This window comes from Neobacillus sp. PS3-40 (genome assembly GCF_030915485.1).
GTDB lineage: Bacteria > Bacillota > Bacilli > Bacillales > Cytobacillaceae > JAUZPL01.
On sequence record NZ_CP133266.1, the window covers coordinates 2,962,282 to 2,989,001 of the forward strand.

Annotated in this window: 23 protein-coding genes, 1 pseudogene and 1 riboswitch; of the genes and pseudogenes, 20 read left to right on the forward strand and 4 right to left on the reverse strand. The window is 37.5% G+C overall.

The window, feature by feature from the left end; translation table 11 throughout:
- Positions 1 to 13: 13 nt before the first annotated feature.
- The 8 genes from RCG20_RS14435 to RCG20_RS14470 all read left to right on the forward strand — a co-directional run bounded on the left by RCG20_RS14435 (position 14) and on the right by RCG20_RS14470 (position 11,414).
- Complete coding sequence (locus RCG20_RS14435; protein ID WP_308180828.1) at positions 14 to 1,624, forward strand: ABC transporter substrate-binding protein; 1,611 nt, start codon at positions 14 to 16, stop codon at positions 1,622 to 1,624.
- 129 nt (positions 1,625 to 1,753) lie between these two features.
- A complete protein-coding gene (locus RCG20_RS14440; protein ID WP_308180829.1) occupies positions 1,754 to 2,761 on the forward strand; it encodes an ABC transporter permease in 1,008 nt (335 codons plus the stop codon).
- Positions 2,762 to 2,779: 18 nt separating this feature from the next.
- Entirely contained in the window at positions 2,780 to 3,679 is a 900-nt protein-coding gene (gene nikC, locus RCG20_RS14445; RefSeq protein WP_374120477.1) for a nickel transporter permease, read from the forward strand.
- A 232-nt stretch (positions 3,680 to 3,911) separates the two neighbouring features.
- Positions 3,912 to 5,090 (forward strand): sensor domain-containing diguanylate cyclase, encoded by a 1,179-nt coding sequence (locus RCG20_RS14450; protein ID WP_308180830.1) that lies wholly within the window; start codon positions 3,912 to 3,914, stop codon positions 5,088 to 5,090.
- Between the two features lie 1,265 nt (positions 5,091 to 6,355).
- The gene (locus tag RCG20_RS14455; RefSeq protein ID WP_308184357.1) at positions 6,356 to 8,017 is read left to right on the forward strand and encodes a sensor histidine kinase; all 1,662 of its coding nucleotides are present in this window, start codon (positions 6,356 to 6,358) and stop codon (positions 8,015 to 8,017) included.
- Positions 8,014 to 8,787: a LytR/AlgR family response regulator transcription factor gene (locus RCG20_RS14460; protein ID WP_308180831.1), complete on the forward strand. Its 774-nt coding sequence runs from the start codon at positions 8,014 to 8,016 to the stop codon at positions 8,785 to 8,787. Before RCG20_RS14455 ends, RCG20_RS14460 begins: the two co-directional genes overlap by 4 nt.
- 186 nt (positions 8,788 to 8,973) lie before the next feature.
- A complete protein-coding gene (locus RCG20_RS14465) occupies positions 8,974 to 10,170 on the forward strand; it encodes an L-lactate MFS transporter (RefSeq protein WP_308184358.1) in 1,197 nt (398 codons plus the stop codon).
- 479 nt (positions 10,171 to 10,649) lie between these two features.
- Entirely contained in the window at positions 10,650 to 11,414 is a 765-nt protein-coding gene (locus RCG20_RS14470) for a MerR family transcriptional regulator (RefSeq protein ID WP_308180832.1), read from the forward strand.
- Between the two features lie 109 nt (positions 11,415 to 11,523).
- Here the strand turns inward: RCG20_RS14470 and RCG20_RS14475 are convergent, their stop codons facing one another.
- The 4 genes from RCG20_RS14475 to RCG20_RS14490 all read right to left on the reverse strand — a co-directional run bounded on the left by RCG20_RS14475 (position 11,524) and on the right by RCG20_RS14490 (position 15,729).
- Positions 11,524 to 13,020, reverse strand: coding sequence for a sodium:solute symporter family protein (locus tag RCG20_RS14475; RefSeq protein ID WP_308180833.1), 1,497 nt, complete (start codon positions 13,018 to 13,020; stop codon positions 11,524 to 11,526).
- Entirely contained in the window at positions 13,020 to 13,247 is a 228-nt protein-coding gene (locus RCG20_RS14480; RefSeq protein WP_308180834.1) for a DUF3311 domain-containing protein, read from the reverse strand. Before RCG20_RS14480 ends, RCG20_RS14475 begins: the two co-directional genes overlap by 1 nt.
- Positions 13,248 to 13,326: 79 nt before the next feature.
- Positions 13,327 to 14,052: a LytR/AlgR family response regulator transcription factor gene (locus RCG20_RS14485; RefSeq protein ID WP_308180835.1), complete on the reverse strand. Its 726-nt coding sequence runs from the start codon at positions 14,050 to 14,052 to the stop codon at positions 13,327 to 13,329.
- A 63-nt stretch (positions 14,053 to 14,115) separates the two neighbouring features.
- Entirely contained in the window at positions 14,116 to 15,729 is a 1,614-nt protein-coding gene (locus tag RCG20_RS14490; protein ID WP_308180836.1) for a LytS/YhcK type 5TM receptor domain-containing protein, read from the reverse strand.
- Positions 15,730 to 16,258: 529 nt separating this feature from the next.
- On the opposite strand from RCG20_RS14490, the pseudogene RCG20_RS14495 reads away from it, so the two are divergent.
- The 12 genes and pseudogenes from RCG20_RS14495 to RCG20_RS14550 all read left to right on the forward strand — a co-directional run.
- A pseudogene (locus RCG20_RS14495) lies at positions 16,259 to 16,354 on the forward strand (YnfA family protein); the annotation flags it as partial.
- 32 nt (positions 16,355 to 16,386) lie between these two features.
- On the forward strand, positions 16,387 to 16,995 hold the full coding sequence (locus RCG20_RS14500) for a histidine phosphatase family protein (RefSeq protein ID WP_308180837.1): 609 nt from the start codon (positions 16,387 to 16,389) through the stop codon (positions 16,993 to 16,995).
- Between the two features lie 65 nt (positions 16,996 to 17,060).
- Positions 17,061 to 17,247: riboswitch (cobalamin riboswitch) on the forward strand.
- Between the two features lie 145 nt (positions 17,248 to 17,392).
- Complete coding sequence (locus RCG20_RS14505) at positions 17,393 to 18,355, forward strand: ABC transporter substrate-binding protein (RefSeq protein ID WP_308180838.1); 963 nt, start codon at positions 17,393 to 17,395, stop codon at positions 18,353 to 18,355.
- Complete coding sequence (locus RCG20_RS14510) at positions 18,318 to 19,376, forward strand: FecCD family ABC transporter permease (RefSeq protein WP_308180839.1); 1,059 nt, start codon at positions 18,318 to 18,320, stop codon at positions 19,374 to 19,376. The genes RCG20_RS14505 and RCG20_RS14510 overlap by 38 nt, the downstream gene beginning before the upstream one ends.
- 4 nt (positions 19,377 to 19,380) lie before the next feature.
- Positions 19,381 to 20,853, forward strand: a complete 1,473-nt coding sequence (locus RCG20_RS14515; RefSeq protein WP_308180840.1) for an adenosylcobinamide amidohydrolase — start codon at positions 19,381 to 19,383, stop codon at positions 20,851 to 20,853.
- Positions 20,850 to 21,812, forward strand: coding sequence for an adenosylcobinamide-phosphate synthase CbiB (cbiB, locus tag RCG20_RS14520; protein WP_308180841.1), 963 nt, complete (start codon positions 20,850 to 20,852; stop codon positions 21,810 to 21,812). Before RCG20_RS14515 ends, cbiB begins: the two co-directional genes overlap by 4 nt.
- Positions 21,787 to 22,863, forward strand: coding sequence for a threonine-phosphate decarboxylase CobD (gene cobD / locus RCG20_RS14525; protein WP_308180842.1), 1,077 nt, complete (start codon positions 21,787 to 21,789; stop codon positions 22,861 to 22,863). The genes cbiB and cobD overlap by 26 nt, the downstream gene beginning before the upstream one ends.
- Entirely contained in the window at positions 22,845 to 23,432 is a 588-nt protein-coding gene (locus RCG20_RS14530) for a bifunctional adenosylcobinamide kinase/adenosylcobinamide-phosphate guanylyltransferase (RefSeq protein ID WP_308180843.1), read from the forward strand. Before cobD ends, RCG20_RS14530 begins: the two co-directional genes overlap by 19 nt.
- A complete protein-coding gene (locus RCG20_RS14535) occupies positions 23,429 to 24,934 on the forward strand; it encodes a cobyric acid synthase (RefSeq protein ID WP_308180844.1) in 1,506 nt (501 codons plus the stop codon). The genes RCG20_RS14530 and RCG20_RS14535 overlap by 4 nt, the downstream gene beginning before the upstream one ends.
- Positions 24,931 to 25,725: an adenosylcobinamide-GDP ribazoletransferase gene (gene cobS, locus RCG20_RS14540; RefSeq protein ID WP_308180845.1), complete on the forward strand. Its 795-nt coding sequence runs from the start codon at positions 24,931 to 24,933 to the stop codon at positions 25,723 to 25,725. The genes RCG20_RS14535 and cobS overlap by 4 nt, the downstream gene beginning before the upstream one ends.
- Positions 25,683 to 26,309, forward strand: coding sequence for a histidine phosphatase family protein (locus RCG20_RS14545; protein WP_308180846.1), 627 nt, complete (start codon positions 25,683 to 25,685; stop codon positions 26,307 to 26,309). Before cobS ends, RCG20_RS14545 begins: the two co-directional genes overlap by 43 nt.
- Positions 26,261 to 26,701, forward strand: coding sequence for a bifunctional adenosylcobinamide kinase/adenosylcobinamide-phosphate guanylyltransferase (locus RCG20_RS14550; protein ID WP_308180847.1), 441 nt, complete (start codon positions 26,261 to 26,263; stop codon positions 26,699 to 26,701). Before RCG20_RS14545 ends, RCG20_RS14550 begins: the two co-directional genes overlap by 49 nt.
- Positions 26,702 to 26,720: the final 19 nt, after the last annotated feature.

Sequence of the window (26,720 nt, forward strand, 5' to 3'; positions counted from 1 at the left end):
GGGTAAAAAGCATATGACAAAAACGCTTAAATTGCTGTTGATTTCAATCCTAGCGATAAGCATGTTCCTTGTTGGTTGCGGGAAAACAAATGAATCTGCTGGTGGCAAAAAGGCTACTAATACAGGTGGCGCTTCGAAAAAAGATACACTTGTGTTTGCGCGTGGTGGGGACTCCACTTCACTTGATCCAATCACCACAACAGAAGGTGAAACATTTAAAGTAACAATCAATATTTTTGAAAACCTACTTACCTATGGAGAACAGGACACAACTATCCATCCGGGACTTGCCGAGAGCTATACGGTAACTCCTGATGGATTGACTTACACTTTTAAGCTAAGACAAGGTGTTAAATTCCACGATGGCACAGACTTTAATGCAGATGCTGTTGTGTTTAACTTTGACCGTTGGATGAACGGGGATGCTGATAAATTCCCTTACTATACAATGTTTGGTGGTTATAAGAAAGACGAAGGTCACGTTATTAAAGAAGTTAAAGCAGTTGATGAGAATACAGTTCAATTTGTGTTAAAGAGACCACAGGCGCCATTCTTAAAAAACCTAGCAATGTCACCATTCGGAATTGCTAGCCCAACAGCTGTTAAAAAATATGGTGATAAATTCAGAGAAAATCCAGTTGGAACTGGTCCATTTAAATTCGTTGAATGGAAACAAAATGATCGTATTACCCTTGTAAAGAACCCTGATTACTGGCAAAAAGACTTACCAAAGTTAAACAAAATCATTTTCCGTGTAATCCCTGAAAATACAGCACGATTAAATGCACTTGCCAATGGAGAAATCGATTTAATGGATGGTTTAAATAACTCTGATGAAGCTTCAGTAACATCAAATGATAAGCTTCAGGTAATTAAGCGTCCATCCATGAACGTAGGTTACTTAGCCTTTACTAATACTCGTAAACCTTTTGATAATAAGCTTGTACGTCAAGCTTTGAATATGGCGATTGACAAGAAGTCAATTATTGATTCATTCTACGGCGGTAAGGCACTTGCTGCTAAAAACCCAATGCCACCTTCTATTGAGGGCTATAACGATGCGGTTGAAGCATATCCATATGATTTAGAAAAAGCGAAAGCATTATTAAAAGAAGCTGGTTTTGAAAAAGGATTTTCAATGGATCTTTGGGCAATGCCTGTAGCCCGTCCTTATATGCCTGAAGCACAAAAAGTTGCAGAAGTTATTCAAGAAAGCTTTAGCAAAATTGGCGTGAAAGCGAAGATTCAATCTGTTGACTGGGCTACTTATTTAGATAAAGCAGCGAAGGGTGAATTTGATGCCTTTATGCTTGGTTGGACAGGTGACAATGGAGACGCTGATAACTTCTTATACACCTTGCTAGACAAAGACAGCATTGGAAGTAACAACTATGCTTACTATAGCAATGACAAGTTACATGACATCTTAATTAAAGCTCAGACAGAAAGTGATCAATCGAAACGTAATGAACTTTACAAAGAAGCTCAAGTGATTATCCATGATGATGCTCCATGGGTTCCGCTTGTTCACTCTACACCGTTGATCGCAGCAGCTAAAGATGTAACAGGTTATTTACCACACCCAACAGGTTCAGAAGTACTATCAAAAGTGGAATTTAAATAAGAACCGAAAATAAACAGAGGTAAATAACATAGCCAATTTAAAGAACAAAAGGGGAGGATGCCTCCCCTTTTGTTCCAATAGATGGTAGTGTAAAACACCAAGTTCATTAGGGAAAAAGAGGTGGAGACGTTGTTTACTTATTCTGTCCGCCGCGTGCTTGCATTAATACCAGTTTTGTTCGGAATGACACTCGTTGTCTTTTCTATCATTCATGCAATTCCCGGTAACCCTGCACAGATTATTCTTGGACAAAGGGCTACAAAAGAGTCAATTGCATCGTTAACAGAACAATTGGGATTAAATAATCCGTGGTACATACAATATTTTGACTATATTAAAGCACTCCTTCATGGAGATTTAGGGACCTCACTCAGAACAAGGGGGCCAATTAATCATGAAATTTGGCCATACTTAGCAGCAACGATGGAATTAGCGCTTGTTGCAATGTTGATTGCAGTCATCATTGGTGTGAATGCTGGGATTATTAGCGCGTGGTTTTCAAAGTCTTGGTTTGATTATGTGGCCATGGTTCTAGCTCTTGTAGGTGTATCAATGCCGATTTTTTGGCTTGGCTTAATGGAACAATGGGGATTTTCCATTCACTTAGGTTGGTTTCCGACAACTGGTAGAGAAGATGTTAGGGATCCAATTTCAGCCATTACCAATCTTTATTTAGTTGATACGTTATTGCAAGGTAGATTTGATCAATTTGGTGTAGTTGTGAAGCATCTTGTTTTACCAAGCTTTGCTCTTGCAACCATACCAATGGCAATTATCGCAAGAATGACGCGAGCAACTATGCTTGAGGTTATGAAATCCGACTTCATCCGTACAGCCCGAGCAAAAGGACTAAGAATGTTTTGGGTAGTATACAAGCATTCATTGAAAAATGCAGTCATTCCAGTTCTTACTATAATTGGTTTGCAAACGGGTCTTTTATTGGGTGGAGCAATTTTAACTGAAACTATCTTTGGATGGCCAGGAGTCGGGAGATATTTATATGATGCAATTGGATATCGTGATTATCCCGTTATCCAGTCAGGGATTTTAATAATTGCAGCAATCTTTGTATTAATTAACTTTGTGGTGGATCTACTATATGTTGTTGTCGACCCAAGAATTAAATACACAAAATAGTAGGAGGAGGGATTTGTAGTGGCTGAACTTGCAAAAAACTCAATTGATATCGTGACGATACCCGTTGAAGAAAAGCTGACACCTCCTTGGAAGGAAGCATGGCAATCATTTTGCAAAAATCGGTTAGCGGTAATTGGTTTAGGAATTGTACTATTTTTTGTTTTTTTAGCATTTATTGCACCATGGGTTGCCCCGTACAGCTATAAAGATCAGAATTTGATTGAAAGACTACAATCACCATCAAGTAAACATTGGTTCGGCACAGACGACTTTGGACGTGATATTTTTTCGCGTATCTTATACGGAGCGAGAATATCTTTATGGGTTGGTTTTTTCGCGGTACTAGGATCTGTTGTCATTGGAACACTACTAGGAATTGTGGCAGGATACTATGGTAGATGGGTGGATGCTATCATATCCCGTTTTTTTGATATAATGCTCGCATTTCCAAGTATACTTTTGGCAATCGCTGTCGTTGCCATTCTAGGACCTTCATTGCAAAACGCATTAATTGCAATTGCTATTATCAATATTCCAAATTTCGGCAGACTTGTTCGATCAAAAGTACTTAGTGTTAAGCAGGAAGAGTATATAATGGCAGCCAGAGCGGTAGGCATGAAAGATGCACGAATACTATTCAATCATATTTTACCTAATAGCATCTCCCCGGTCATCGTACAAGCCACATTGGCGATTGCAACTGCAATTATTGAGGCAGCAGCATTAGGATTCCTTGGTTTAGGTGCCCAAGCTCCGACACCAGAGTGGGGGAAAATGCTCGCAGATTCAAAGCAATATCTCGTGCAAGCCCCATGGACATTATTCTTCCCGGGCATCGCCATAATGCTAACAGTGCTAGGGTTCAATTTAATGGGAGATGGTCTTCAAGACGTCCTCGATCCAAAATTGAAACAATAAAACTGGAGACTCTAGAATGAGTCTCTTTTTATTTGGATTCACTCCAATTTCTAACTAAATTGAGAATTAATTTATCTATCTACATTATTTATCTTACAAACGGTTTTTTTGCGTGTCAGATTTAAGTAACTAAGGTAGAATAAATAATATAAAATTAAAAAAATAATGATTGCAATAATGTTGTTCAGTGTATTTTCCGAAAATCTACTTTTTATGGAAGTGTTATTGATATATGGAAAAGGGATTTCTTTATTTTTTGGCGATTATGAATGGTTTGTTGAGGAATATAGGGTCAGAACAAAATATTATACCTAAAGAAATGTTTGAGTTACTTGAAAATAAAATTGAGAACAAAGATGAGATTGCCATTGTCGATTCATTTTTAAGTCAATTACAGAATTTAAATGTTCAAATGGAACAAATGAAATGGATGAATACCCATTATCGAATATTACATGAGTTTGCTCAAATCTGTAGCAAGACTTTGAATGAGGACATTCTGCTTGAAAAAACCTATGAAATGGTTTCACAAGTTATGTCGGCAGACTCTTTTTTTATAGTTTTATACACTGAAGGTGACTCACATCTGGATATGGTGTTTATGGTGGAAAATGGAAAAATTTTCCCGAAAAGAATTGTTGAATTCGGTGATAACTATACTTCTAAAGTAATTAAAACAAGAGAAATTATTCATGAGAAACAATCGAGTGAGCCAAAGGAATTTGATGAAATAATTGGTGAATATGAGACAAGTGCATGTCTTTTTGTTCCGGTAATTATCGATGACCATGTGAAAGGTGTAATATCAGCACAAAGTCTAGAAGATTTTGCCTACCGTAAGGAACATGAAGAATTACTTCAAATCATAGGAGCACAAGTCATAAATTCAATCGAAACAGCAAGACTTTACGAGAAGATTTATTCTATGTCTCAAACGGATGAACTGACTGCTTTAAAAAATCACAGAGCTTTTCATGAAGACTTAACGAAACTTATTAATCAAGGAAACCAAGAAATTACTTTGGTCATGATCGATTCCGATCATTTAAAAAAAGTAAATGATAACTATGGTCATGATTTTGGTGATAAATATTTGCGGATTTTAGCTGATGGGATAAAAAGTATTAGTAATGAACATATTGAGGGCTACAGGTATGCAGGTGATGAATTTATGATTATCATTAAGCCCACTACGAATAATGGAATAGATCAACTCTACGAAAAATTATTAGAGTATTATTCAAGTAACACTATTGTTACCTCAAATGAACAAATACGTGTTTCTATTAGTTCTGGTGTGGCAGTATATCCAACTAATGGATTAACAGTCGACTCATTAAAGAAATCAGTAGACGATGCATTGTACTTGGCAAAAAAACAAGGTGGAAATCAACTAGTTATTGCAGATTAATTCATATGGATCTGTAAATCAATATTTTTGACTTAATTGGATCCAAAATAACATAATAAATAGCGTTCCAAATAACAGCTCGACAATCATCATGGTCATTGTCCAAATGTGGGTGTTAATTTTGTTGTTTTGCCCTCCTATATGGTGTGCAAACCATATAGGAGGGCAAAGAAAAAGCCTTCATGTAAAGTTCTTTGAAAATTGTCTGTTGATTTCCGCTCCAGGTGCTCGCTTTCCGCGGGGCGGGCGGTGAGCCTCCTCAGCGCTTAAGCGCCTGCGGGGTCTCACCTGTCCCGCTGCTCCCGCAGGAGTCGAGCACCTTCCACTCCAATCAACAGAGTGTCAAAATCAATAGTACGCTTTAAAATAGTCAATGTAAAAAAGGCGGCTTAAAATTCACATTTGAATTTTATAGCCGTCTTTTTTAATACAGCTATATATCTTTATTTAAAATAAGGAAAATGTTTCAATGCCCTCGCTTAATCTACTGAGGGGTCTCCACGAATGTCATTAACATATAATTATCCTATTTTATTGTGGTTATTGATCGAGTCTATCTGTTTTGATCCGACTAAAGTCTTCGCAAGCTATCAAAAACAAATTCTTTGGTTAAAGCAATTTTTATTGGCCTGTAACCTGGTGTTTTTATGAATAAACTTTCTATCAGGACGGAATGTTTTCTCCATTTTGAACTTTTTTTCAAAATAATTTTTAAAAGCTTGCTTCTTAATTTACCGAATAGAATAGTACGATTCGCTACATAGTCAGATTTCTTGTTCTTATTCTCGTGTTCTTTGGTTGTTTTCAGATTTTTCTACTTTAGCTACCTGAGTTGATTGGAGCGGAGGGCACTTGACTCCTGTGGGAATAGAGGGAATGGAAGACCCCACAGGCGGTACGCCGAGGAGGCTTCCATCCCTCCCCGCGGAAAGCAATTGCCCGGAGCGGAAATCTACGGGCAAAGTTTTGGTCTAAATACAACCATGTATGCGAATAAATTTTTTTGAAAAAATTGTAATTATTGGGACAGTTATTTACGTTTTTCTCCACGTTATAGGAACTAATTACCAAAAGGATTACCTGCTTTTAATTTGGAGTTATTTTTTGCAAAAATATCCACTTATTCAAGAGTCTACGGTATATATGAATCTAAAGGATAATAAAAAGGAAATCATATCATACTGAGTGATTCTCTTTTATCTGCTAAACTAAAATGGAAGATAAAATAAATATTGATTTACTGTTAGAAAGGAACTTTAGATGTGATGAATACTTCATTAGAAATGTTGATACATTTATTCGAACGGGCAGCCTTGCTCTTAATCTGCCTGTTTTTTATGACAAGGATCCCAAGGTTTAAGGAATCACTTCAAAAAGACAGTCATTCTCCAATGGAACTGATTGTAATCACCCTTGTTTTTTGTGTGTTTGCTATCTTTGGCACGTATTCTGGTATTGAAGTAGAAGGTTCACTAGTCAATGTGCGTATTATTGCAATCATATCAGGGGGGATATTGTTTGGCCCCTGGGTAGGTATTATTACAGGCATTGTTTCAGGAGCACATCGCTACCTGATTGATATTGGAGGAATTACTTCTGTACCATGCCTTATAACAAGCATAACTGCTGGGATTGTCTCTGGATTTATTAACCGTAAGGTGAAAAAACCTCAACGGTGGATTTTTGGTATAGCTGCAGGAATGGTGTGTGAAGTCCTGACAATGCTGTTGATTCTTGCCATGGCCGAGCCTTATAAACTTGGTTTGGACATCGTCTCTAAGATTGGCCTTCCTATGATTATAAGTGAGGTCAGCATAGGACTCATTGTTTTGCTCGTAATGAGCGTGGAAGATGAGAGGGAAATGATCGCAGCAAGACAAGCTAAATTGGCATTAGAAATCGCTAATAAAACTTTACCCTATTTTCGGTCTATTAATGCAGAGTCTTTGAAAAAGATTTGTACAATTATCAAAGATGAAATTAAGGCTGATGCAGTAGCAATTACTGATACCCGCAATATCTTGGCCTATGTTGGATTTGGAGAAGAAAAGTACACGATTGGCCATGAAATTATAAATGATTTGACTAAGGAGACAATTAGAAGCGGCAAGATTACAATTCGCAATCAAGTTGCGGATCAAAATACACCACAAATTCAGTACCTTCTCATTATGCCGTTAGAGGAGAGGGGGGAGGTAACGGGAACATTAAAAATTTATTATCGGAAAGCATATAAAATGACCTATCCGTTGCAGACAATGGCGATTGGGCTTTCTCAAATCATTTCCACGCTTATGGAAGTATCCCGAGTTGAGCAGATTAAGGAAGAAGCGAACAAGGCAGAGCTGAAAGCACTTCAAACGAAAATTAATCCTCATTTCCTTTTTAATGCATTGAATGCTATTGCTTCTACAACCCGAAAGAATCCCGAAAAAGCCCGTGAATTAATCATTAATTTATCAGGCTATATGCGCTTCAATCTGGAGATAAGTGATGACTTAATAGACATTCATAAAGCACTAGAGCAAGTTCGTAATTATGTGGAAATAGAGAAAGTACGCTTTGGAAACCGTTTGAATGTAGTATATGATATTGATGAAGTTTCAGTAGGTATCCCTAGTCTACTTATTCAACCACTGGTAGAGAATGCTATTGTCCATGGCATTCTAAAGACAAAAGGACCGGGAACCGTTACAATTGCAGTTAAGAATTTGGCGAAAAAAGTACGGATAAGCGTAAAAGATACAGGGGCTGGAATTGAGGAAGAAGTAGTTAATAATCTGTATCGTGGCGATGTTCCAGTAAAACAAATTGGCTTATTCAATGTACATCAACGTGTAAAACTTATTTATGGGGAAGGGCTTATTATTCGCCAACTATCACCCGGAACTGAAGTTTATTTTGATATAGCGAAGGAGTTAATATGAAAGCGATCATTGTTGAAGATGAAATACCCGCTCGTGAGGAACTGGAATATTTGATTGAAGCTCATAGTGGAATTGAAGTAACTGACTGCTTTGAGGATGGGCTCGATGTGTTGAAATTTTTGCAAGAACAGGAAACTGATGCAATTTTTCTAGATATTAATATTCCTTCTCTTGATGGAATGCTATTAGCTAGTAATATCAGCAAGTTTGCAAAGAAGCCTTATATTATTTTTACGACAGCATATGAACAACATGCGGCACAAGCTTTTGAATTTGAAGCATTTGATTATATATTAAAGCCTTATGACGAGAAGCGGATAGCAGCGATGTTAAAAAAGTTGGAATTTACCTATAAACGTGATCAATCTGAAACGAATAATCAAGAGATAAAGGATTCTGAGAAACAACAGGTAAATAAAACAGTAACAAATAAAGGATCGTATGATCGAATTAACCTGCGGAAGAACGATAAAATTATAGTGACAGATGTGAACGATATTTATTATGCTTCAGCTAGCGAAAAGGTTACATTGGTATACACTCGACATGAGGAATACACAATGCCAATGAGTATAACAGAATTTCATGCGCGTTTGCCGCAAGACCTTTTTCTGCGCTGCCATCGTTCATACTCGGTTAACCTATCCAAGATCCGGGAAATTGTTCCGTGGTTTAACCAAACTTATCTACTGAGATTAAAGGATCTAGATGCAGAAGTTCCTGTTAGCAGGAGCAAAGTAAAAAGTTTTCGACAAATTATGCAACTATAACCTCCGTTCATTCCGAATAATATGCATTTCATTCTGTTAACGATTTCATTCCATTTTTCGGTGCTATAATTTTTTTGTAAAGGCAATCAAACCATGGTGGCTAGTCATTAAAAATACACTGCTATTATTCATAAATTGGAATGAAAAGAGGAGATCGAGTTGACAGTATCCAAAAATAATCGCTGGATGATTGTGTTGGGAACTATTATCGTACAGATGGGATTAGGTACAATCTATACTTGGAGTTTGTTCAATCAACCTATAGTTGATCATTTTCACTGGCAGTTGAGTTCAGTCGCTATTACATTCTCTATTACGAGCTTTGCATTAGCAATTTCAACATTGTTTGCTGGTAAATTTCAAGATAAATTGGGAGCACGCCGTTTAATCGGATATGCTGGTATTTTACTAGGAATAGGATTAATACTTAGTTCACAAATTTCTTCAATTTGGATGCTCTATATTTTAGCAGGAGTTGTGGTAGGATTTGCAGACGGTACTGCTTATATCACGTCATTAACGAATCTAATTAAGTGGTTTCCTGAAAGAAAAGGACTTATATCAGGAATCTGTGTTGGATCATATGGTACAGGAAGTTTAATATTCAAGTTCGTTAACGGTTCTCTTATTCAATCAGTAGGCGTAACACATGCCTTCTTATATTGGGGAATAACCGTCATGATTATGATCTTTGGTGGCTCGTTCTTAATACGGGAAGCGAAAGTAAGAAGCGAAGCACAAACAAAAAATGGAATTCAGTCAAGAGACTACACAGTAAAAGAAATGCTCAAAACAAAGCAAGCATACCTATTGTTTGTTATGTTCTTCACAGCCTGTATCAGTGGCTTATATCTAATTGGTATGGCAAAAGATATTGGTGTTAATCTAGCTAAACTAGATATTGCAACTGCAAGTAATGCTGTGGCATTAGTCGCTATTTTTAATACAAGTGGTCGAATTATTCTTGGAGCACTTTCAGATAAAATTGGCCGTTTGAAAGTGGTTGCATTTGCACTGTTTGTAACTGGCGTGTCTGTAGCAGTATTGAGCTTCACACAATTAAGTTATGGCTCATTCTTTGCTTGTGTTGCAGGAATTGCCTTCTGCTTCGGTGGAAATATTACTGTGTTCCCTGCTATCGTAGCTGATTACTTCGGTTTGAAAAACCAAAGTAAAAATTACGGTATTATATACCAAGGCTTCGGAATAGGTGCTTTGGCTGGATCTTTCATTGCTGCAGCACTTGGAGGAGTCGTACCGACCTTCACGTTCATTACAGTAATGTGTGCCATCTCATTTGTGATAGCTTTGAGTATAAAAGCTCCAGATCAAGGGAAATCACAAAAGGAAACAAAAGACTATCAAGAAAAATTATCAGCTTAAGTTCGGATACATTGGTTAGTTAATTTATAAGATAAGTATTGTAGAGCCTTCACACAATAATAGTGTGAAGGCTCCTTTGTGTTTAATAAAGGCTCTTTTCTTAAACTTTGTTGCTAGTTGAAACTAAATTAGAATAGGATTCCAGTTTACCGATGAAAACCGTAGGAAGTTTTTAAGAAAAGAGCACGATACTATTGTTATTTCGGGTTTTTAGACTAGGTACGAAAAACAACAATCTATGCGAAAACAGCCTTAATAAAATACTTTTAAAAAAACCTATTGACATTAACGCAACGTGAACGTGTAAAGTTGGTTTATCCCGCATTAACGTGCAGTAATACCCCACCTCTAAGATTGAGAAATACGTAAAAGTGAAGGTGGGGAATAACTGCACGTAAAAGCCCGATTTGTTCAACTAATCATCAGTGGGATGAAAAACCCCCACTGATGAAAGTTTCACTTTATCAGGAGGTGAGAACATGGAATATACAGTGCAAAAGCTTGGACAAATGGCGGGAATTAGCACGAGAACATTGCGATATTATGATGAAATTGAAATTCTTAAGCCGGCAAGAATCAATTCATCAGGGTATCGTATATATGGCCAAAATGAAGTTGATCTGTTGCAGCAGATTCTTTTTTATCGTGAACTTGGTGTGAGCCTTGAGAGTATTAAGAAAATAGTAACTGACCCTTCCTTTGATGGGGCGAAAGCGCTTATAGAACACCGTTCGAAGCTTCTTGAAAAAAGGGAGCAATTGGACTTACTGATCTCAAATGTTGAGAAAACAATTGCTTCAACCGAAAGGAGATTAACAATGACCGATCAAGAAAAATTTGAGGGCTTTAAACAAAAAATGGTAGATGATAATGAAAAGAAGTATGGCGAAGAAATCCGTGGAAAATATGGTGATGAAGCTGTTAACAAGTCAAATAATAAAGTGAAAAATATGACTCCAGAACAACATGAGGAAATCACGAAGCTAACAGCAGACGTACTTGAGGCGCTTTATACTGCATTAGAAACAGGTGATCCTTCAGGACAATTAGCTCAAAACGCAGCTGACTTACATCGCCAATGGTTATCTTTTTATTGGGACAGCTACACGAAAGAAGCACATGTTGGAGTAACACAAATGTATGTCGACGATGAACGTTTTAAAGCCTATTATGATGAGAAACAACCAGGTGCAGCTGAATTCTTGAGGGATGCTGTTCTCATTTATACAGGAATGAAGAAGTAATTCTGGTTTCACATTCCTTCGGATCAATTAATCTTCACTAAAATTAAAAGAGTGTAAAATCTAAGCGATTTTACACTCTTTTTTTAATATTCACTTTGTAAAAAACGTATTATACAGCTTTTTGTTTAGCTACTTCTGAGTTCTTTTTACCAAACAATGTATCTATTACGTCGTTCTTTCTTCCTGCTGCTTGTTTTGCAAAGAAAGGATTTAGGCAAACAACGATTAGAATATTGACAAGTAATCCCCAGAATCCTTCATATGCCCCAAATGATTGATGGGTTATATAAAGAACAGCTACAACTGCCATTCCTGCAATAAAGCCTGTAAAGGCAGCTTCTTTGGAAAGTTTTCTCCAGTATAAGCTGAAGACTACGGCTGGGAATACTTGAACGATTCCTGATACACCCATTAATTGTAAAGATACAAGTGCATTTGGGAACATCAAACCGAATAATAGAGCTAAACCAATAACTACAAATACCATGTAACGAGTAACTTTTAACATTCTGCTTGGTGATGCTTTTGGATTGATTACATCACGATAGATATTATTAGCAAATAAACTAGATGCACCAATTGCCATTATAGAACATGGTACTAAAGAAGCTAAAGCAATCGTTGAATAAGCAAATCCTTGCATTGTACCGCCATAAGACATGTGTATTAATTCCAAGAAAGCAAAACGTGGATCAGTTCCTTTTGGAACAACCAAGAATGCTGTAATTCCTAAGAAAGTAACAAGCATTAACACAATGTTATAGAAAGGTAAGATGATTGCATTTTTTCTAAGTGATTCGCCACTTTTTGAACTTAATGTTCCTGTAACTGTATGCGGCCACATAAACAATGCTAGAGCTGAGATAAGTGCTGCTGTTGAGAACCAGAGCATACCTTTTGGACCTGATGTTGGTAATGTAAGCATTTGTGGTGCTTTATCAACTGTTGTTTGCATCATATGACCCCAACTGCCAAAGTGGATAATAGGTATCGAAATAACCATATATAACATGATAACCCAAACCAAAATATCCTTAAGAATGGCTGTATAAGTAGGAGCCTTAATACCGCTAAAGAAAGTATAGAATGCAACCAGTATGAAGGATAAGACGACAACAACTGTAACGTTAACGTAACCTGTTCCTGCAATTCTGATCGTATCCTGGATTCCACTTAATTGTAAATCGATATATGGAATCAGCATTAGTACGCCGTTAATTGCAATTAGGACAGAGAATAATTTGCTATCAAAACGGCCCTTGATATAATCAGCAAGTGTAGTAAATTTATGCACACTAGCAACTTTCCAAATCTTTGGAAGGAAGAAGTAAGCAAGTGGGTAAGCTAGTACAACATAAGGAGTTGCAAAGAATGCAATACTTCCGCCTTTAAAAGCAGTACTTGTTAAGCCAAGGAATGTATAAGCTGTATAAATGTCAGCCCCAATTAGAAACCAAACGAATAAGCTTCCTAAACGGCGTCCACCAACAGACCATTCTTCAACAGAGCTCCGTGATTCCTTGCTTCGACCAGCCATAAATCCGATAAATACAACAGCTAGAACGATGATTGAAGTAACAATGAGAGCGGTTAAATTTCCCTTCATCAGTCAAGTTCCCCCCTAGTCTTCTGAATATGGAATACAGCCCATGTGAATAGTGGAGTTAGAACCATCCAAATGAGCAGCCAAAAGTGTAATAAAGGAAAACCCAAAATGATGGGATGCATTTTATTTACTAATGGTAACGCTACCAATTGAGCGAGAAAAGGTATTAATACTAAAATAAATATAAGTACTTTCAAGCTTATTGCCTCCTTTGAATACGTTTTCATTTCTTGGTTTTGATTATAGCAGGGTATTTTTGGAGGCGATGAAATTTGTCACAAGATGTTCAAAAATACATGTAAGATGTCATAATTCGATCCTTACGCGTAAGTCTTTAACATAATTTCGACTTACAGGTACTTCAGATTGCTCTTTATTATGCATAATTAAATTATATGAGCCACTAAACCATGCTCTTAATTCTTTAATGTGTTCCAAATTGACTAAGTAACTTTTATGAGTCCGGAAAAACGAAAAAGGTCCAAGTTTTTCCAATAACTCATTAAGTGTATATGTAGCTGTAATTTTTTCTGTTTTTGTATGTATAATTACCTCGCGGCCTTGCTTCTCAATAAAAAAGATTTCCTTTGGTGATAAATAGATAAACCCCTTTTGTGTTTCAATCGCCAATTTATGTTTTGGCTGATCTGTTTTTAACTGATTTTCTTTTAATAAGGATGAATAGGTATCAAATACCTGAATGATATCTTCTAGATCATATGGCTTTAAGAGGTAATGAAAAGCTCGCAACTTGAAAGCCTCGATAGCAAAATGGTCATATGCTGTTAGAAAAACAATTTGCACAGGAAATTCATATTCATTTATTAATTCAGCAACTTGTAATCCGGTTAAATCAGGGAGTTGAATATCAAGAAAAATAAGATCTGGCTTAAACTCCTTTGCCTTTTTTATTGCCTCCATTCCAGAGGCTGCCTCATCAATAAGTTCAACTGTAGAAATCTCTCCTAGCATAAAAGCCAGCTCTTCACGAGCAGGCTGTTCATCATCAACTATTAATACTCGAATCTTCATGATAAAACCACCTCTCTTAAATTGTTTTTAACAACAATAAATAAATCCAAAAAAGAATGGGAGCTAATGGACGTTTTCCTCTATTGGTCGTATGAATGATACAATGGTTCCTTCCCCTTTATGTGTTTCAATTGTAAAATTCGACTTTTCTCCAAAATGATATAAAAGCCGTTGTTGTATATTTGATAAAGCAAATCCCAAATGTTCTTCCTTCTTTTCATGAACAAAATTAGGTTCCATCCCACCCCCATTATCCTGAACACTAATATGAATTCCATTGTTTATTTTGATCACGCTTATCTTTAACAGGCCATGGTTACTAATGTATCTGATACCATGAATAATAGAGTTTTCCACTAATGGTTGGATTGTTAAAGATGGAATGGTGTAGTCTAGACTTTCTTTATCTAAATTCCACTCTATGTGTAATCTTTCTCCTACTCTAGCTTTTACTAACTTTAAATAAATTTCGACATGGTCCAATTCCTCTTTTATCGTAATGAGGTCTTGATTTACATTTTGCATATTTTTCCGCAAATATTTTGCAAGTTGTGTGATTAATTGCCTCGATTCGTCCGGTGAGGTCCTAATAAGCGATTTGATGGTATTCAACATATTAAATAAAAAGTGGGGATCCATTTGTGCTTGTAATGCTTTGATTTCTGCATTGGTAGCCAAATGAGTTTGCCGCTCTGCCTCTGACAATGCATATTGTTGGCTAAACAATTGGCTTAATCCCTTTAGAATAACAGTAGCTTCAGCTGTTTGATGGTCTTGAGCCCTTCCATAAAACATCCGAAAAAATCCTATTTTGTGTGAACTGTATCCAATCGGTAAATCAACTCCATATGGTGTAATTGCCCCTTTTTGAAAAAGAACCTTTCCATCTTGTTGAAATGTTACCCCGATAGCTTCTGTTTCCCGAATCAGCGCATGACCAATCTTTTGGACTGCTTCATGAAGTGGTTTGCGCCAAAAAGATAAAGTCATTTCTGCGATTTGTAGAGCTTTTTGGGCATGGTGTGCTCCAATTCTCTCCTCTTCAAGCGCTACTTGGATTAATATAACAAAAAATGATGCAACGCCAAGACTGTTAGAAAAAATTTGTGGAACTCCAATTAAAAGAACTAGTGAGAGTGCTTTTTCAAAGGGGTGGGCCATGAGTAAAATCAAAAGCATTTGTAAAGTTTCTGCTGCAAAGCCAACTAAAAAGGCAACTTGTATGGAAGAAATATGCCGGTACCGTTTTTTAAGTGAATTTTTCATAAGCCCTGCAAAAATACCCTGTAGGATTGGAGCAATCATGCAAGGGATAGCAACAAATCCACCCATGGTGTAACGGTGAATTCCAGCGATAATTCCGACAATAAGCCCTGCTCGAACTCCACCAAATAATCCTGCGATTACGATTCCGATTGTCCTTGCGGTTGCAATTGCTTCCCAACCTGAAACTTGACTTATCCAAGGTGTTTCATGGTAACCAATATCAGATACTGGGATGCCTGAATAGGTACCTAATATGGAAAAGAAACTGAATAAAACGATAAAGTACAATAAATTTTGATTCTCACCTTGATAATGCATAAAATGACGAAGCTTTTGTTGTCTTGAAAACAAAAAGGCCATAGCAATTAGAAACCCGACCCGCTCCACTAAATCAGCTAAAAGGTATAGCATGGTTTTTTAAGCCCTCCTCTTCAAAGGAAAAAGGACCAGCCAATCAGCTGGTCTTTCGCCATATATATAACGATATCATTAAATGGTTCGAAATAACAATATGCTTGTAATGTTATCATGACCAACCATTTTGTGGAATTGCCTAATCCTAGTTAAAATAACGCAGAATCTTTAGGACCTCTTTTAAAGTTTTTGTATATTTTAGTTTGACTATTCAACTTTTTTGGTAGGCAAACTCTTTTGTTATCTAACAGTTCTTATGTGAAAATATAATCACCATAGCAAAAAACCTTTTTGGTATAAAGAAAGGGGGCGGAGCTACGCAAAAGTGAATCATTTTACCTAATTCAAAGTGAAAAATATACTTTTTTCACTTTGAATTAGGTAAAGACCTGCTTCGCTCACATCGCCTTATTATGCTGGTTTAGTGAATTTAACTATACAATTCTTCCATGGTAAATGGTCGTAGGAAACGACATACACGTTTTGTATGCAAAAGAATAAGGACTTTGTGAAATAAGTAAGATGAGGATGGGGTGTAGATAAGAAAGCTCCTGATACATATGATTGGATTGGTGCAGCAATTTGCTTAATCGGGGTTGCTGTCATGCTATATAGTTCAAGACAATATCAAAAGGTAAAGGAGAAGGAAAAAGGATGCTTTATTTATATTTTGTCCGTCATGGCCAAACAGAATGGAATGCCGAAAACAGAATTCAGGGGCGTCAAGATTCGAATCTGACGGAACAAGGAATGGAACATGCTAACCAGTTAGGGGAAAGCTTAAAGGAAGTGGAATGGACAGCTATCTACTCAAGCCAAAGCACGCGTGCATTGAAAACGGCTGAGATAGTGAAAAGAGAGCGGCCATTATTAATTAGGCAGGATGAACGTCTCATGGAAATGCATCTTGGTGACTGGGAAGGAATGACAATGGAAGAGATTAAAGAAATGAATCCTGAGCAGCACGGTAATTATTGGAATAATCCCAGTCGGTATCAAAATGAAACCGGTGAAAGCTTTGAAGAAGTAAAAGAAAGAGTGGAAGTATTTTTAAACAAGATTCTTCAAACATATGAGTCAGGTAATATTTTAATTTTAACGCATGGGGTTGTCATAAAAATGGTGCAACTCATCGGCAGCCGGCTTGGGATGGATCAACTATGGGCAACGCCTTATATTGAAGGGACGAGTGTTACAAAACTGAAAATAGAAAACAAAAAGATAGAAATACAAGTTGAAGGTGATTTATCCCATCTTCACTAAAAATAAAAATTTATCTGTTCTAGTAAAAAAAGATAGTGTATACTCTTTTTTAACGGAAAAATTAATTACATAGTTTAGAAAAAGGTGTCTTTATCAATAAAGACTTAAAAGGGAAGTTGGTTAAAATCCAACGCGGTCCCGCCACTGTAAATGGTAGCAAACTGTCAAGGCCACTGTGTAGAAGATTACATGGGAAGGCACAGCAAGCGATGACCATGAGCCAGGAGACCTGCCTATTTTCTGATACGCCAAAAAAACCTACGAGGATAGGGAGGTGTGTGGACGGACGATAGTCATGGTAGGTTCTTACTACGATTGCATTCAATTATCCATACAAACATCTCTATTTATAGAGATGTTTTTTTATTGTTTAGGAAATTAATAGGAGGAAAAACAAATGAAAAAATTATATGTCTTATTATTCTCTATTTTGTTAATCGGGGGGCTACTGACAGGTTGTAGCAACCCAACTGAAAAAAGTGATCATAAAGAGTTGGTTAAAACTGAACGAACAGGAAAAATAAGCTTCCCTGTAAAAATTAAAGATGGTAGTGGGCAAGAGGTTACCATTAAAGAGAAGCCAGATCGAATTGTTTCCGTACTTCCAAGTAACACCGAAATCTCATTTGCTCTTGGTCTTGGGAAAGAAATCGTTGGTGTTAGCGACTATGATAATTATCCAAAAGAAGTTTCAAAGAAGGAAAAAATAGGTGGTTTAGAAATCAATGTTGAAAAAGTGATTTCTTTAAAGCCTCAATTAGTATTAGCTAATTCGACGAATTCTAAGCAGAGTTTACAACAGCTAAGAGATGCTGGGATTCCTGTTTTAGTAGTAAATGATGCAGAAAGTTTCAAGCAAGTCTATCAATCCATTGAAATGATTGGGAAGGCGACAGGTGAGAAACAAGAAGCAAAAGAAGTGATTCAAGGAATGAAGAAAAAACTAGCAAGTATATTGGGGAAAGTAAAAACTATTTCTGATGATGAGCAGAAGAAGGTATTTGTTGAAGTATCGCCAGAACCAGAAATTTATACAGCTGGGAAAAATACGTTCATAGATGAAATTTTGACGATGATTCATGCAAAAAATGCGGCAAAAAAACTTGATGGATGGGTGAAAATGAATGATGAAGCAGTCATCGAAATGAACCCAGACATCATTCTTACAACCTATGGTTATTATACAAAGGATCCGGTTGGAAAAGTGTTAAGTCGCAAGGGTTGGCAGGAGGTCAAAGCTATTAAAAATAAGCAAGTAGTAGATGTAAACTCAGATCTTGTGACTCGTCCGGGCCCTCGTTTAGTAGAAGGAGTGGAGGCTCTTGCAAAAACAATCTATCCAGACAATTTTGCAAAATAATAAAACATTTCACTATCTAACTGCTTTTACTTTTTTGATGATGGCTGGGATATTAGGAATTTCAATTGGAACAGTTTCTGTGCCGATTCTTGACATTATTCGGATGACTTTTGGATACGTTCTCCATATATCTTCTCTTAAGTCTGTAGATCCTACGAATGTAAATATTGTCATGAATATACGACTTCCTAGAGTTATTTTGGCAGGACTTGTAGGAGCATCTCTCGCAATTGCGGGAGCTGCTTTCCAATGTCTCTTACGGAATTCGTTAGCAGACCCATATACGTTAGGAGTATCTTCTGGTGCTTCTTTAGGTGCGGTTCTTACCCTTTTTTTAAATCTTTCCCTACCGCTCTTTGGGCTGTTTACTTTACCTGTAATAAGTATTTTCACAGCGTTTGCTACAATCTTTCTTGTCTTATTTTTTGCCCAAAGAATGGATCGAACGTTGAGAGTTGAAACGATTATCTTAACCGGGGTTATTTTCAGTTCTTTTCTCGGAGCTCTCATTTCGTTGATGATCGCTTTAACAGGAGAGGAGCTACGACAAATCATCGGATGGCTTTTAGGAAGCGTATCTATGAGAGGGTGGGATTACATTTGGATTATCCTACCGTTCTTTTTGTTTGGCTCACTCTTATTACTTTTAAATGCAAAAGAATTGGATGTAATGTCATTTGGTGAAGAACAAGCAAAACATTTAGGAGTGGATGTTCAAAGAAAGAAAATGCTTGTGCTTGTTGCTGGTTCAATTTTGACAGGTGCCGCTGTGGCCGTTTCTGGAACAATCGGATTTGTTGGTCTTGTGATTCCACATTTTATAAGAATCCTTTGGGGGCCTGAGCATAAGCATTTACTTCCTTTATCGATTTTAATAGGTGGTGGCTTTCTAATTTTGGCTGATCTTGTGTCGAGGACCATCATTGCACCATCTGAATTACCAATTGGTGTAATAACAGCCCTAATTGGAGCACCTACTTTTGCGGTGATTTTGATGAAAAGACGGTTGGAAAGAAGGTGAGGATATGATTGATGTTATCCGTGCATCAGGGGGATATTCAAATCATCCCATTCTTAAGGACATTTCCTTTGAAGTGAAAAAAGGGGAGCTTCTTGGAATCATTGGCCCAAATGGGAGCGGTAAGACAACACTCTTAAAAATGATCAGTGGCATCCTACCAGTGCAAAAAGGTGACATAACGATTAAGGGCAAGACGATTTCAGCCTATTCAACAAAGGACTTTGCCAAACTTACAGCGGTTCTGCCCCAGCATACATCACAAACATTTGGCTACACCGTGAAAGAAACGGTTTCATTGGGAAGATATGCCCATCAAAGTGGGTGGTTTCAATCCTTTAGTAAAGAAGATGAAAAGATTGTTCAAGAAGTTATGGAGATGACTAGAGTCCAGAATTATCAGGATTCTCTTCTGGACGAACTCTCAGGTGGAGAACGTCAACGAGTTTTTCTTGCCCAAGCTTTAGCACAGAAACCTGAGATCCTCCTATTGGATGAACCAACAAACCATCTTGACTTGTCCTACCAAAAAGAATTACTAGATTTATTGAAGAAATGGACAAAAGAAAAGGGATTAACGGTTGTATCCATTTTCCATGATCTAAATTTGGCAGGTCTTTATTGTGATAAGCTGTTGCTTTTACATAAAGGTAAGATGGAAATCAATCATCAACCTAATGAGGTACTGAAGGAAGAAAGAATTCAATCTGTTTATAGGACAAAAATTGAAAAATATCCACATCCTAAAGTTCCGAAGCCGCAGATGATGTTTGTTCCTGAAGGACAAAACAGTGATGTCGTTGATTGCGGTATTCATGAAGGGCTTTTGCGCGTTTCAAAAGAAATGATTACACTTGAATCGCCAATCCTAATAAGAACGATGTCATCTGGTGTAACGGGTTCTGGGTTAGGATGGTATCGAACATTTGTCAATCGCCACGTAGGAAAAGACTATCACTGCCAAGATCACAAACGTGAAATGACGGAATATTTAAAAATTAGAGAGTTTGACCCAAATGAAACTGTTGGAATGATGACAGCTGTTCAATTGGAGGATGTTTCCTATCAGTTTTTTGAAGAGGATAGTTTTTCCACATTGATTGTCGTCACAGCTGGAGTAAGCAATGCTGTGGATGCTACTAATGGGCAGAGGTCTGCATTTATCCCTTCACCAGGAACCATAAATATATGGGTATTTGTTAATGGTGAATTAACAGAGGAGGCCTTTATTCAATGTATTATGACAGCGACAGAGGCAAAGGTAAAAGCTCTTCAAGAACGAAATATTCTTGATCCATTATCAGGAACGCTAGCAACAGGAACATCGACAGACAGTATTTTAATTGCTGCCACCCAAAAAGGGATGGTACTCCCTTTTGGAGGGACGATTACGCCGTTAGGAAGACTTGTTGGAAGAGGAGTCTATCAATGTACAAAACAGGCTCTTACCAATTACTTTAAAAGGATTCAGACCATATGAGCTACCATATAGCTGCAATTGTTTTCGCTTATTTTATTGATTTGATTGTAGGTGACCCACTGAACTGGCCACATCCAGTTAAATGGTTTGGAAAAATGATTCGTTTTTTTGATGTTCATTGGAACAAAGGGTTGAACCGAAAATATAAAGGAACCATTATGGTTGTTCTCTTGGTTGTCATCGTCTTTAGCATAAGTTTTGGGATGGTTTCATTTTTCTATCATGTTCATCCTTTAGTTGGAATGATAATAGAGGCTGTCTTGATTTCGACAACAATTGCTCAAAAGAGTTTAGAAGAGGCTGCGATGGAAGTGGTTCGGCCCTTACAAGCCAATCGTCTTCAAGAAGCAAGAAAGAAGTTATCGTATATTGTTGGACGGGATACGGAAAATCTATCAGTGCAAGAGATTGTGAGAGGAACGGTCGAAACGGTCGCGGAAAATATAAGTGATGGGATTACTGCCCCACTCTTTTGGAGTTTAATAGGGGGTGCGCCATTTGCTCTTGTTTACCGAGTGATTAATACATGTGATTCCATGGTTGGCTACCGTAATGAAAAGTATGAGGCGTTTGGATTAACTTCTGCAAAATTTGATGATGTCTTGAATTGGCTACCAAGCAGAATAACAGCATTTGTGATGATGCAAGTGATGAAGCCGAAAAAAGTAACGACAAAAATGGCTTGGTCCATTCTTTTGCGTGATGCACGGAAACATCCAAGCCCAAACAGTGGCTGGGGTGAAGCAGCTGTTGCTTCCCTTCTAGGGATCCAGCTTGGCGGGATAAATATATACAATGGAAGAAAGTCGTTCCGTGCTTTAATGGGAGACCCATTAGATAGACTGCAGATGAAACATATTTTGGAAACCATCACGATAATGAAGAGAACCGTGTTTATTTTTTTATTGTTAATGGTTTTAGGAGGAATCACGATTGAATTGGCCTTTGCATGGATCTAATCCCCAATATGTATATCAATCTCTTCAGCTTCCAATGCCAAAGGTAATCATTGATTTTAGTGTGAATCTTAACCCATTTGGACCGCCAGACTCATTAAAAAGAAATTGGCCACAGTGGCTGGGTTATATTGAAGACTACCCAGATCCAGAGGGAAGAGATTTAGTAGAAATACTTTATGAAAAAGAAAAGCTACCAAAAGAATCAATCCTATTAGGAAATGGTGGAGCAGAGCTTATTACATTATTAGCTCGAATGCTTTTAGGGAAGCGGGTTTTGCTTATTCAACCAACTTTTACTGAATATGAACAAATGTGCAGGGCATACGGATGTCATATTTCACATATGGTCCTTCAAGAAGGTAGCTGGGAATTGAATGTTAAGCTATTAACTTCAAAAATTAAAAAGTCGGATGCCCTTTTTCTATGCCATCCTAATAATCCGATGGGTATCGTTTATTCTGAATCCCTACTACTCGATATATTGAAGGTCTGTCAACAACAGCAATGTTTCATGATTGTGGATGAAGCCTTCTATGATTTCCTTGATGAAAGCCAAACGTTGGCACCACTCATCAAAAATAATGAGTATTTAATTGTTATTCGATCCTTAACCAAAATGTATTCCATTGCTGGACTGCGGTTGGGCTATTTAATGGCAAATCAATCGATTATCAGGGAATTAAAAAGCTATCAGCCACAGTGGAGTGTCAATACTTTAGCTTTATTAGCTGGAAAAGAATGTTTAAGCGATGAAGATCATGTGAACAAAACTCGTTTATTTATAAAAGGTGAACGAAATCGGGTGGTCAAAGCATTAAAGGATGATGGATATCTCCTATCCGATAGTAAGGTGAACTTTTATTTACTCCGAGATCCTTTGCTAGACCAGCAGCTGCCCTTGTTTCTTTTTTTATTAAAAAAAGGCTTTGTCCCAAGACATACGGCTAATTATTTAGGATTACAAGGACGATGGCTTCGGTTTGCGATTAAACAGCGACAAGAGAATGATTTGCTTTTGGAGGCATTACGAGAATGGAAGAGCAGACACTAATTTTTATCACAGGTGGTGCCAGAAGTGGGAAAAGTACATTTGCCGAGAAGATCGTAAGCAATTTGTCTAGCGATTGTGGTGGGAATCTTCATTATATTGCTAGCTGTAAGCCGTTAGATCATGAAATGAAAAATAGAATAAATCTCCATAAGAAACAAAGGGAAGAAAGCGGTGTTCACTGGAAAACCTGGGAATGTCCCCTTGATTTAAGGAGTATTGCCCCGTCTTTTCAAACGGGAGATATTGTTTTATTAGATTGTTTAACCATTTTATTATCAAATGAATTATTTCGAGATAGATATTTGGAAAGTTCATGGAACAATAAGGAACATCAAGAACTAGTCATCCAGTCTATTTTAAAAGGGATTGATGATATTAGAGAAAACAGCAAAGCCCTAGTTATTGTTTCCAATGAAGTACTAAATGAGCAAATAATCGATCGTTCACTTGTGCAAACATATGGACGATTATTAGGATATCTTCACCAACAATTTGTCAAAAAGGCATCAAGGGCCTATGTAGTAGAGGCAGGTATTCCTGTCTTGATGAAGGGAGGTAGTGTTAGGTGAAAGGAATCATGATTCAAGGAACAGCTTCAGATGTTGGAAAAAGTTTGATCACAACCGCTATTTGCCGCCTGTTGGCAAATGAAGGGGTAAAAGTGACTCCGTTTAAGTCGCAAAACATGTCCAATAATTCCTATGTAACAATGGATGGTAAAGAAATAGGTCGTGCCCAAGGAATTCAGGCAGAAGCGGCAAAAACGGATGCCTCTATTTGGATGAACCCCATCCTATTAAAACCAAGATCAGATCTTCAGTCCGAAGTGGTGTTACTGGGTAAAGCGATATGTACTTTATCGGGGAAAAGTTACCGGGATACTTATTATGAAAAAGGGTTAGTTACTATTATGAACTCATTAAGTAGGCTTAGTGAAAGCTATGAAGTGATTGTCATGGAAGGTGCTGGTAGTCCGGTAGAGATTAATTTAAAAGATAAAGAGCTTGTTAATATGAAGATTGCAGAATTAGCAGGAGTCCCTGTCGTACTTGTGGCAGACATCGATAGGGGTGGGGTGTTTGCAAGTATCGTTGGAACACTGGAATTGCTGACTCCCCCGGAAAGAAATCGTGTAAAAGGGATTATCATTAATAAATTTCGAGGGGACCAATCATTGTTTGAAGAGGGAGTTCGGTGGATTGAAGAAAAGACAGGAGTACCTGTTCTAGGTGTGATTCCTTATATGGACCATATGATTGAAGGAGAGGACTCTCTATCTATTGCGGAACGTTTTTCTTCTAAACCGAAAAGAAGTATTGAAATTGGGGTTGTGAAAGTTCCCTTTATTTCAAATTACAGTGATATTGAACCATTCCTGTATGAGGAGGATGTATCCATCAAATGGATAGAAAAGGCCGAGGACTTTGGCCATCCTGATGCGCTTATTATTCCGGGGACGAAAAGTACGATTACTGATTTGCAATTTTTAAAGGACAGAGGGCTTGTAAAAGCCATTCGCTCTTATGTAGTTGAGGGTGGGATGATTGTTGGGATTTGTGGTGGTTACCAAATGATGTGTAAAGAGCTGGTGGATCTTGCTGGTACAGATACAGGGACAGCAAATATGGTTGTTCAAGGTCTGGGATTAATCCCGGCAAAAACTATTTTCCATCAAGAAAAAATAACAACAAGAGTTTCAGGCAATCTTCATCCGCTAACTCGGATTGAGGGAATTTCATTAGAAGGGTACGAAATCCATTTAGGGAAAACAGAATATGATGCATTTGCAACAGTATCTCCATTTATTCTCTGTGAAGATGGAGAAACGGATGGGTACTATGCGTTTGATGGCCAAATTATTGGTACGTATTTACATCATCTTTTTCATAATGATGAATGGCGAAGCCATTGGTTGAATAAAATTCGTGCGATGAAAGAGCTTCAGATGAGGGAAATTGTTTCATTACAATCATTAAAGGACAGACGATTTGATGATTTGGCGGATATGGTGAAAGAACACCTCGATTGGAATCAAGTTAAAAGAATCATTTCACAGTGGGAAAAATCATGAAATCTACTCTATTTGGATTGATTATGAATCTGCAATTTTTTACCTCTATCCCCATTCGAAAAGAGGTGCAGATTACCCAAAATAATTTGGAGCGAGCAATTCAGACCTTTCCCTTGTTGGGATGGTTACAAGGAAGTATCTATGCTGGTCTATTGTATAGTCTGCTTCATTGGACAAGCCTTTCGCAGCTAGCGATTGCATTTGCATTATGGCTTTGCATGATTGTGTTAACCGGGGGAATCCATCTTGACGGCTGGATCGATTGCAGTGATGCCTTTTTTTCCTATCGTGATAAGGAAAAAAGGCTGGAGATCATGAAAGACCCACGGACAGGGGCCTTCGGAGTCATTAGTGTAATCGTGCTGTTAGGTGCTAGATTCCTATTTATATATGAAATCATTATGAAGATAGAAGTTCTTTCCTATATTCTGATTATCTTTATCCCATTCTTTAGCAAAATATTGATGGGGATGGTTGTAACACTTGTACCCCCCGCTAAGAAAGAGGGATTAGGATATCTATTCCAGCAATCCTGTAAGCGAACAACTTTGTGGATATACCCTTTTTATATTGCCATAGGGTTGATTCTATTATGGATATGGCAAAGAGAAAGTATCAATATGGTGATGTGCATGCTGAGTGCAACAATCTTCTCCTTTCTATTTTTACGAAAAAAAGTGATGAATTGGTTTGGCGGGATTACAGGTGATGTTGTGGGTGCATCAATAGAAGGAGTGGAAGGTTTTTTATGGATGATCGTGTGGTTATTTCATTATTACGGCATGGGTTGACAGTAGAGAATGAACAATCAGCCTATATTGGATGGACAAACTCACCGCTAAGTCCATCAGGGAGAGAAAGTTTGCTTTATTTAAAAGGGAAGTTACCTACAGCGGATCTTGTTTTTTCTAGTGATCTAACTCGTTGCCAAGAGACAGCGAAAATCCTATTTCCTACTAAAAAAGTATGGCCTATTGAAGAACTGAGAGAAATGCATTTTGGCTGTTGGGAAGGTAAAACGTATGAAGAATTAAAAGGTATAGAATCATATCAGAAATGGATAAACGATCCCTTTTCAGGTAGTCCAGATGGTGGAGAATCATTTGAGGAGTTTTGTTTGAGGGTTCAAAAGGGTTTTAGGAAAGTGAAAAATCAGATTCTCCAAATGGGTGTGTCAGATGTAGTGATTATCACCCATGGAGGTGTGATTCGCTATTTGCTTTCCACTTTTTCTCCGCAAAAAAGAGCTTTTTTTGAATGGAGAGTCCCATATGGTGGTGGCCATCAGGTTGTTTGGACGAAAGATGGTTTTAGGAGGGCAGAGACATGCATATCATTACAGGCGGTGCCTATAATGGAAAGTCAGCTTGGGTAAGAGAATATTATCAGTTGAATATTTGTAAACATTTTCGGTGGATATCTGCCTATAAAGAGGGGAAATATCCAGAGGATCTATCTGTTTTTAATGAGCAGCTCATCATTTTAGAAGGAGTAGAACAGTGGATTTTTGGTTTGATTGAAGATTATCCATCAGCTAACCATCGCGAAATGGGAAGAAAACTTATTCAGAATTGGGTAAGTTGGGAACAAGGGAATATTGAACGAAAGTTAGTGATTATTGGCACGGATATTTCGAAAGGAATTGTGCCAATGGATCAAAATAGTAGAATGTGGCGTGATACAACAGGCTGGTTTTACCAGGACTTAGTGAAAAACAGTAATCGATTTGATTTGGTTTGGTATGGGATTCAGAAGCAATTAAAGTAACAAGTAGGAATGGAGTTTT

Bases quoted from the DNA above. Each gene is read 5' to 3' on its own strand.
- RCG20_RS14500 (WP_308180837.1), top strand. From the start codon at position 16,387: ATGCTTTATTTATATTTTGTCCGTCATGGCCAAACAGAATGGAATGCC.
- RCG20_RS14465 (WP_308184358.1), top strand. From the start codon at position 8,974: ATGATTGTGTTGGGAACTATTATCGTACAGATGGGATTAGGTACAATC.
- RCG20_RS14505 (WP_308180838.1), top strand. From the start codon at position 17,393: ATGAAAAAATTATATGTCTTATTATTCTCTATTTTGTTAATCGGGGGG.
- RCG20_RS14550 (WP_308180847.1), top strand. From the start codon at position 26,261: ATGCATATCATTACAGGCGGTGCCTATAATGGAAAGTCAGCTTGGGTA.
- RCG20_RS14470 (WP_308180832.1), top strand. From the start codon at position 10,650: ATGGAATATACAGTGCAAAAGCTTGGACAAATGGCGGGAATTAGCACG.
- RCG20_RS14450 (WP_308180830.1), top strand. From the start codon at position 3,912: ATGGAAAAGGGATTTCTTTATTTTTTGGCGATTATGAATGGTTTGTTG.
- RCG20_RS14435 (WP_308180828.1), top strand. From the start codon at position 14: ATGACAAAAACGCTTAAATTGCTGTTGATTTCAATCCTAGCGATAAGC.
- cbiB (WP_308180841.1), top strand. From the start codon at position 20,850: ATGAGCTACCATATAGCTGCAATTGTTTTCGCTTATTTTATTGATTTG.
- RCG20_RS14475 (WP_308180833.1), bottom strand. From the start codon at position 13,020: ATGAAGGGAAATTTAACCGCTCTCATTGTTACTTCAATCATCGTTCTA.
- RCG20_RS14545 (WP_308180846.1), top strand. From the start codon at position 25,683: ATGGATGATCGTGTGGTTATTTCATTATTACGGCATGGGTTGACAGTA.
- RCG20_RS14515 (WP_308180840.1), top strand. From the start codon at position 19,381: ATGATTGATGTTATCCGTGCATCAGGGGGATATTCAAATCATCCCATT.
- RCG20_RS14455 (WP_308184357.1), top strand. From the start codon at position 6,356: ATGAATACTTCATTAGAAATGTTGATACATTTATTCGAACGGGCAGCC.
- cobS (WP_308180845.1), top strand. From the start codon at position 24,931: ATGAAATCTACTCTATTTGGATTGATTATGAATCTGCAATTTTTTACC.
- RCG20_RS14480 (WP_308180834.1), bottom strand. From the start codon at position 13,247: ATGAAAACGTATTCAAAGGAGGCAATAAGCTTGAAAGTACTTATATTT.
- RCG20_RS14490 (WP_308180836.1), bottom strand. From the start codon at position 15,729: ATGCTATACCTTTTAGCTGATTTAGTGGAGCGGGTCGGGTTTCTAATT.
- RCG20_RS14485 (WP_308180835.1), bottom strand. From the start codon at position 14,052: ATGAAGATTCGAGTATTAATAGTTGATGATGAACAGCCTGCTCGTGAA.
- RCG20_RS14530 (WP_308180843.1), top strand. From the start codon at position 22,845: ATGGAAGAGCAGACACTAATTTTTATCACAGGTGGTGCCAGAAGTGGG.
- RCG20_RS14460 (WP_308180831.1), top strand. From the start codon at position 8,014: ATGAAAGCGATCATTGTTGAAGATGAAATACCCGCTCGTGAGGAACTG.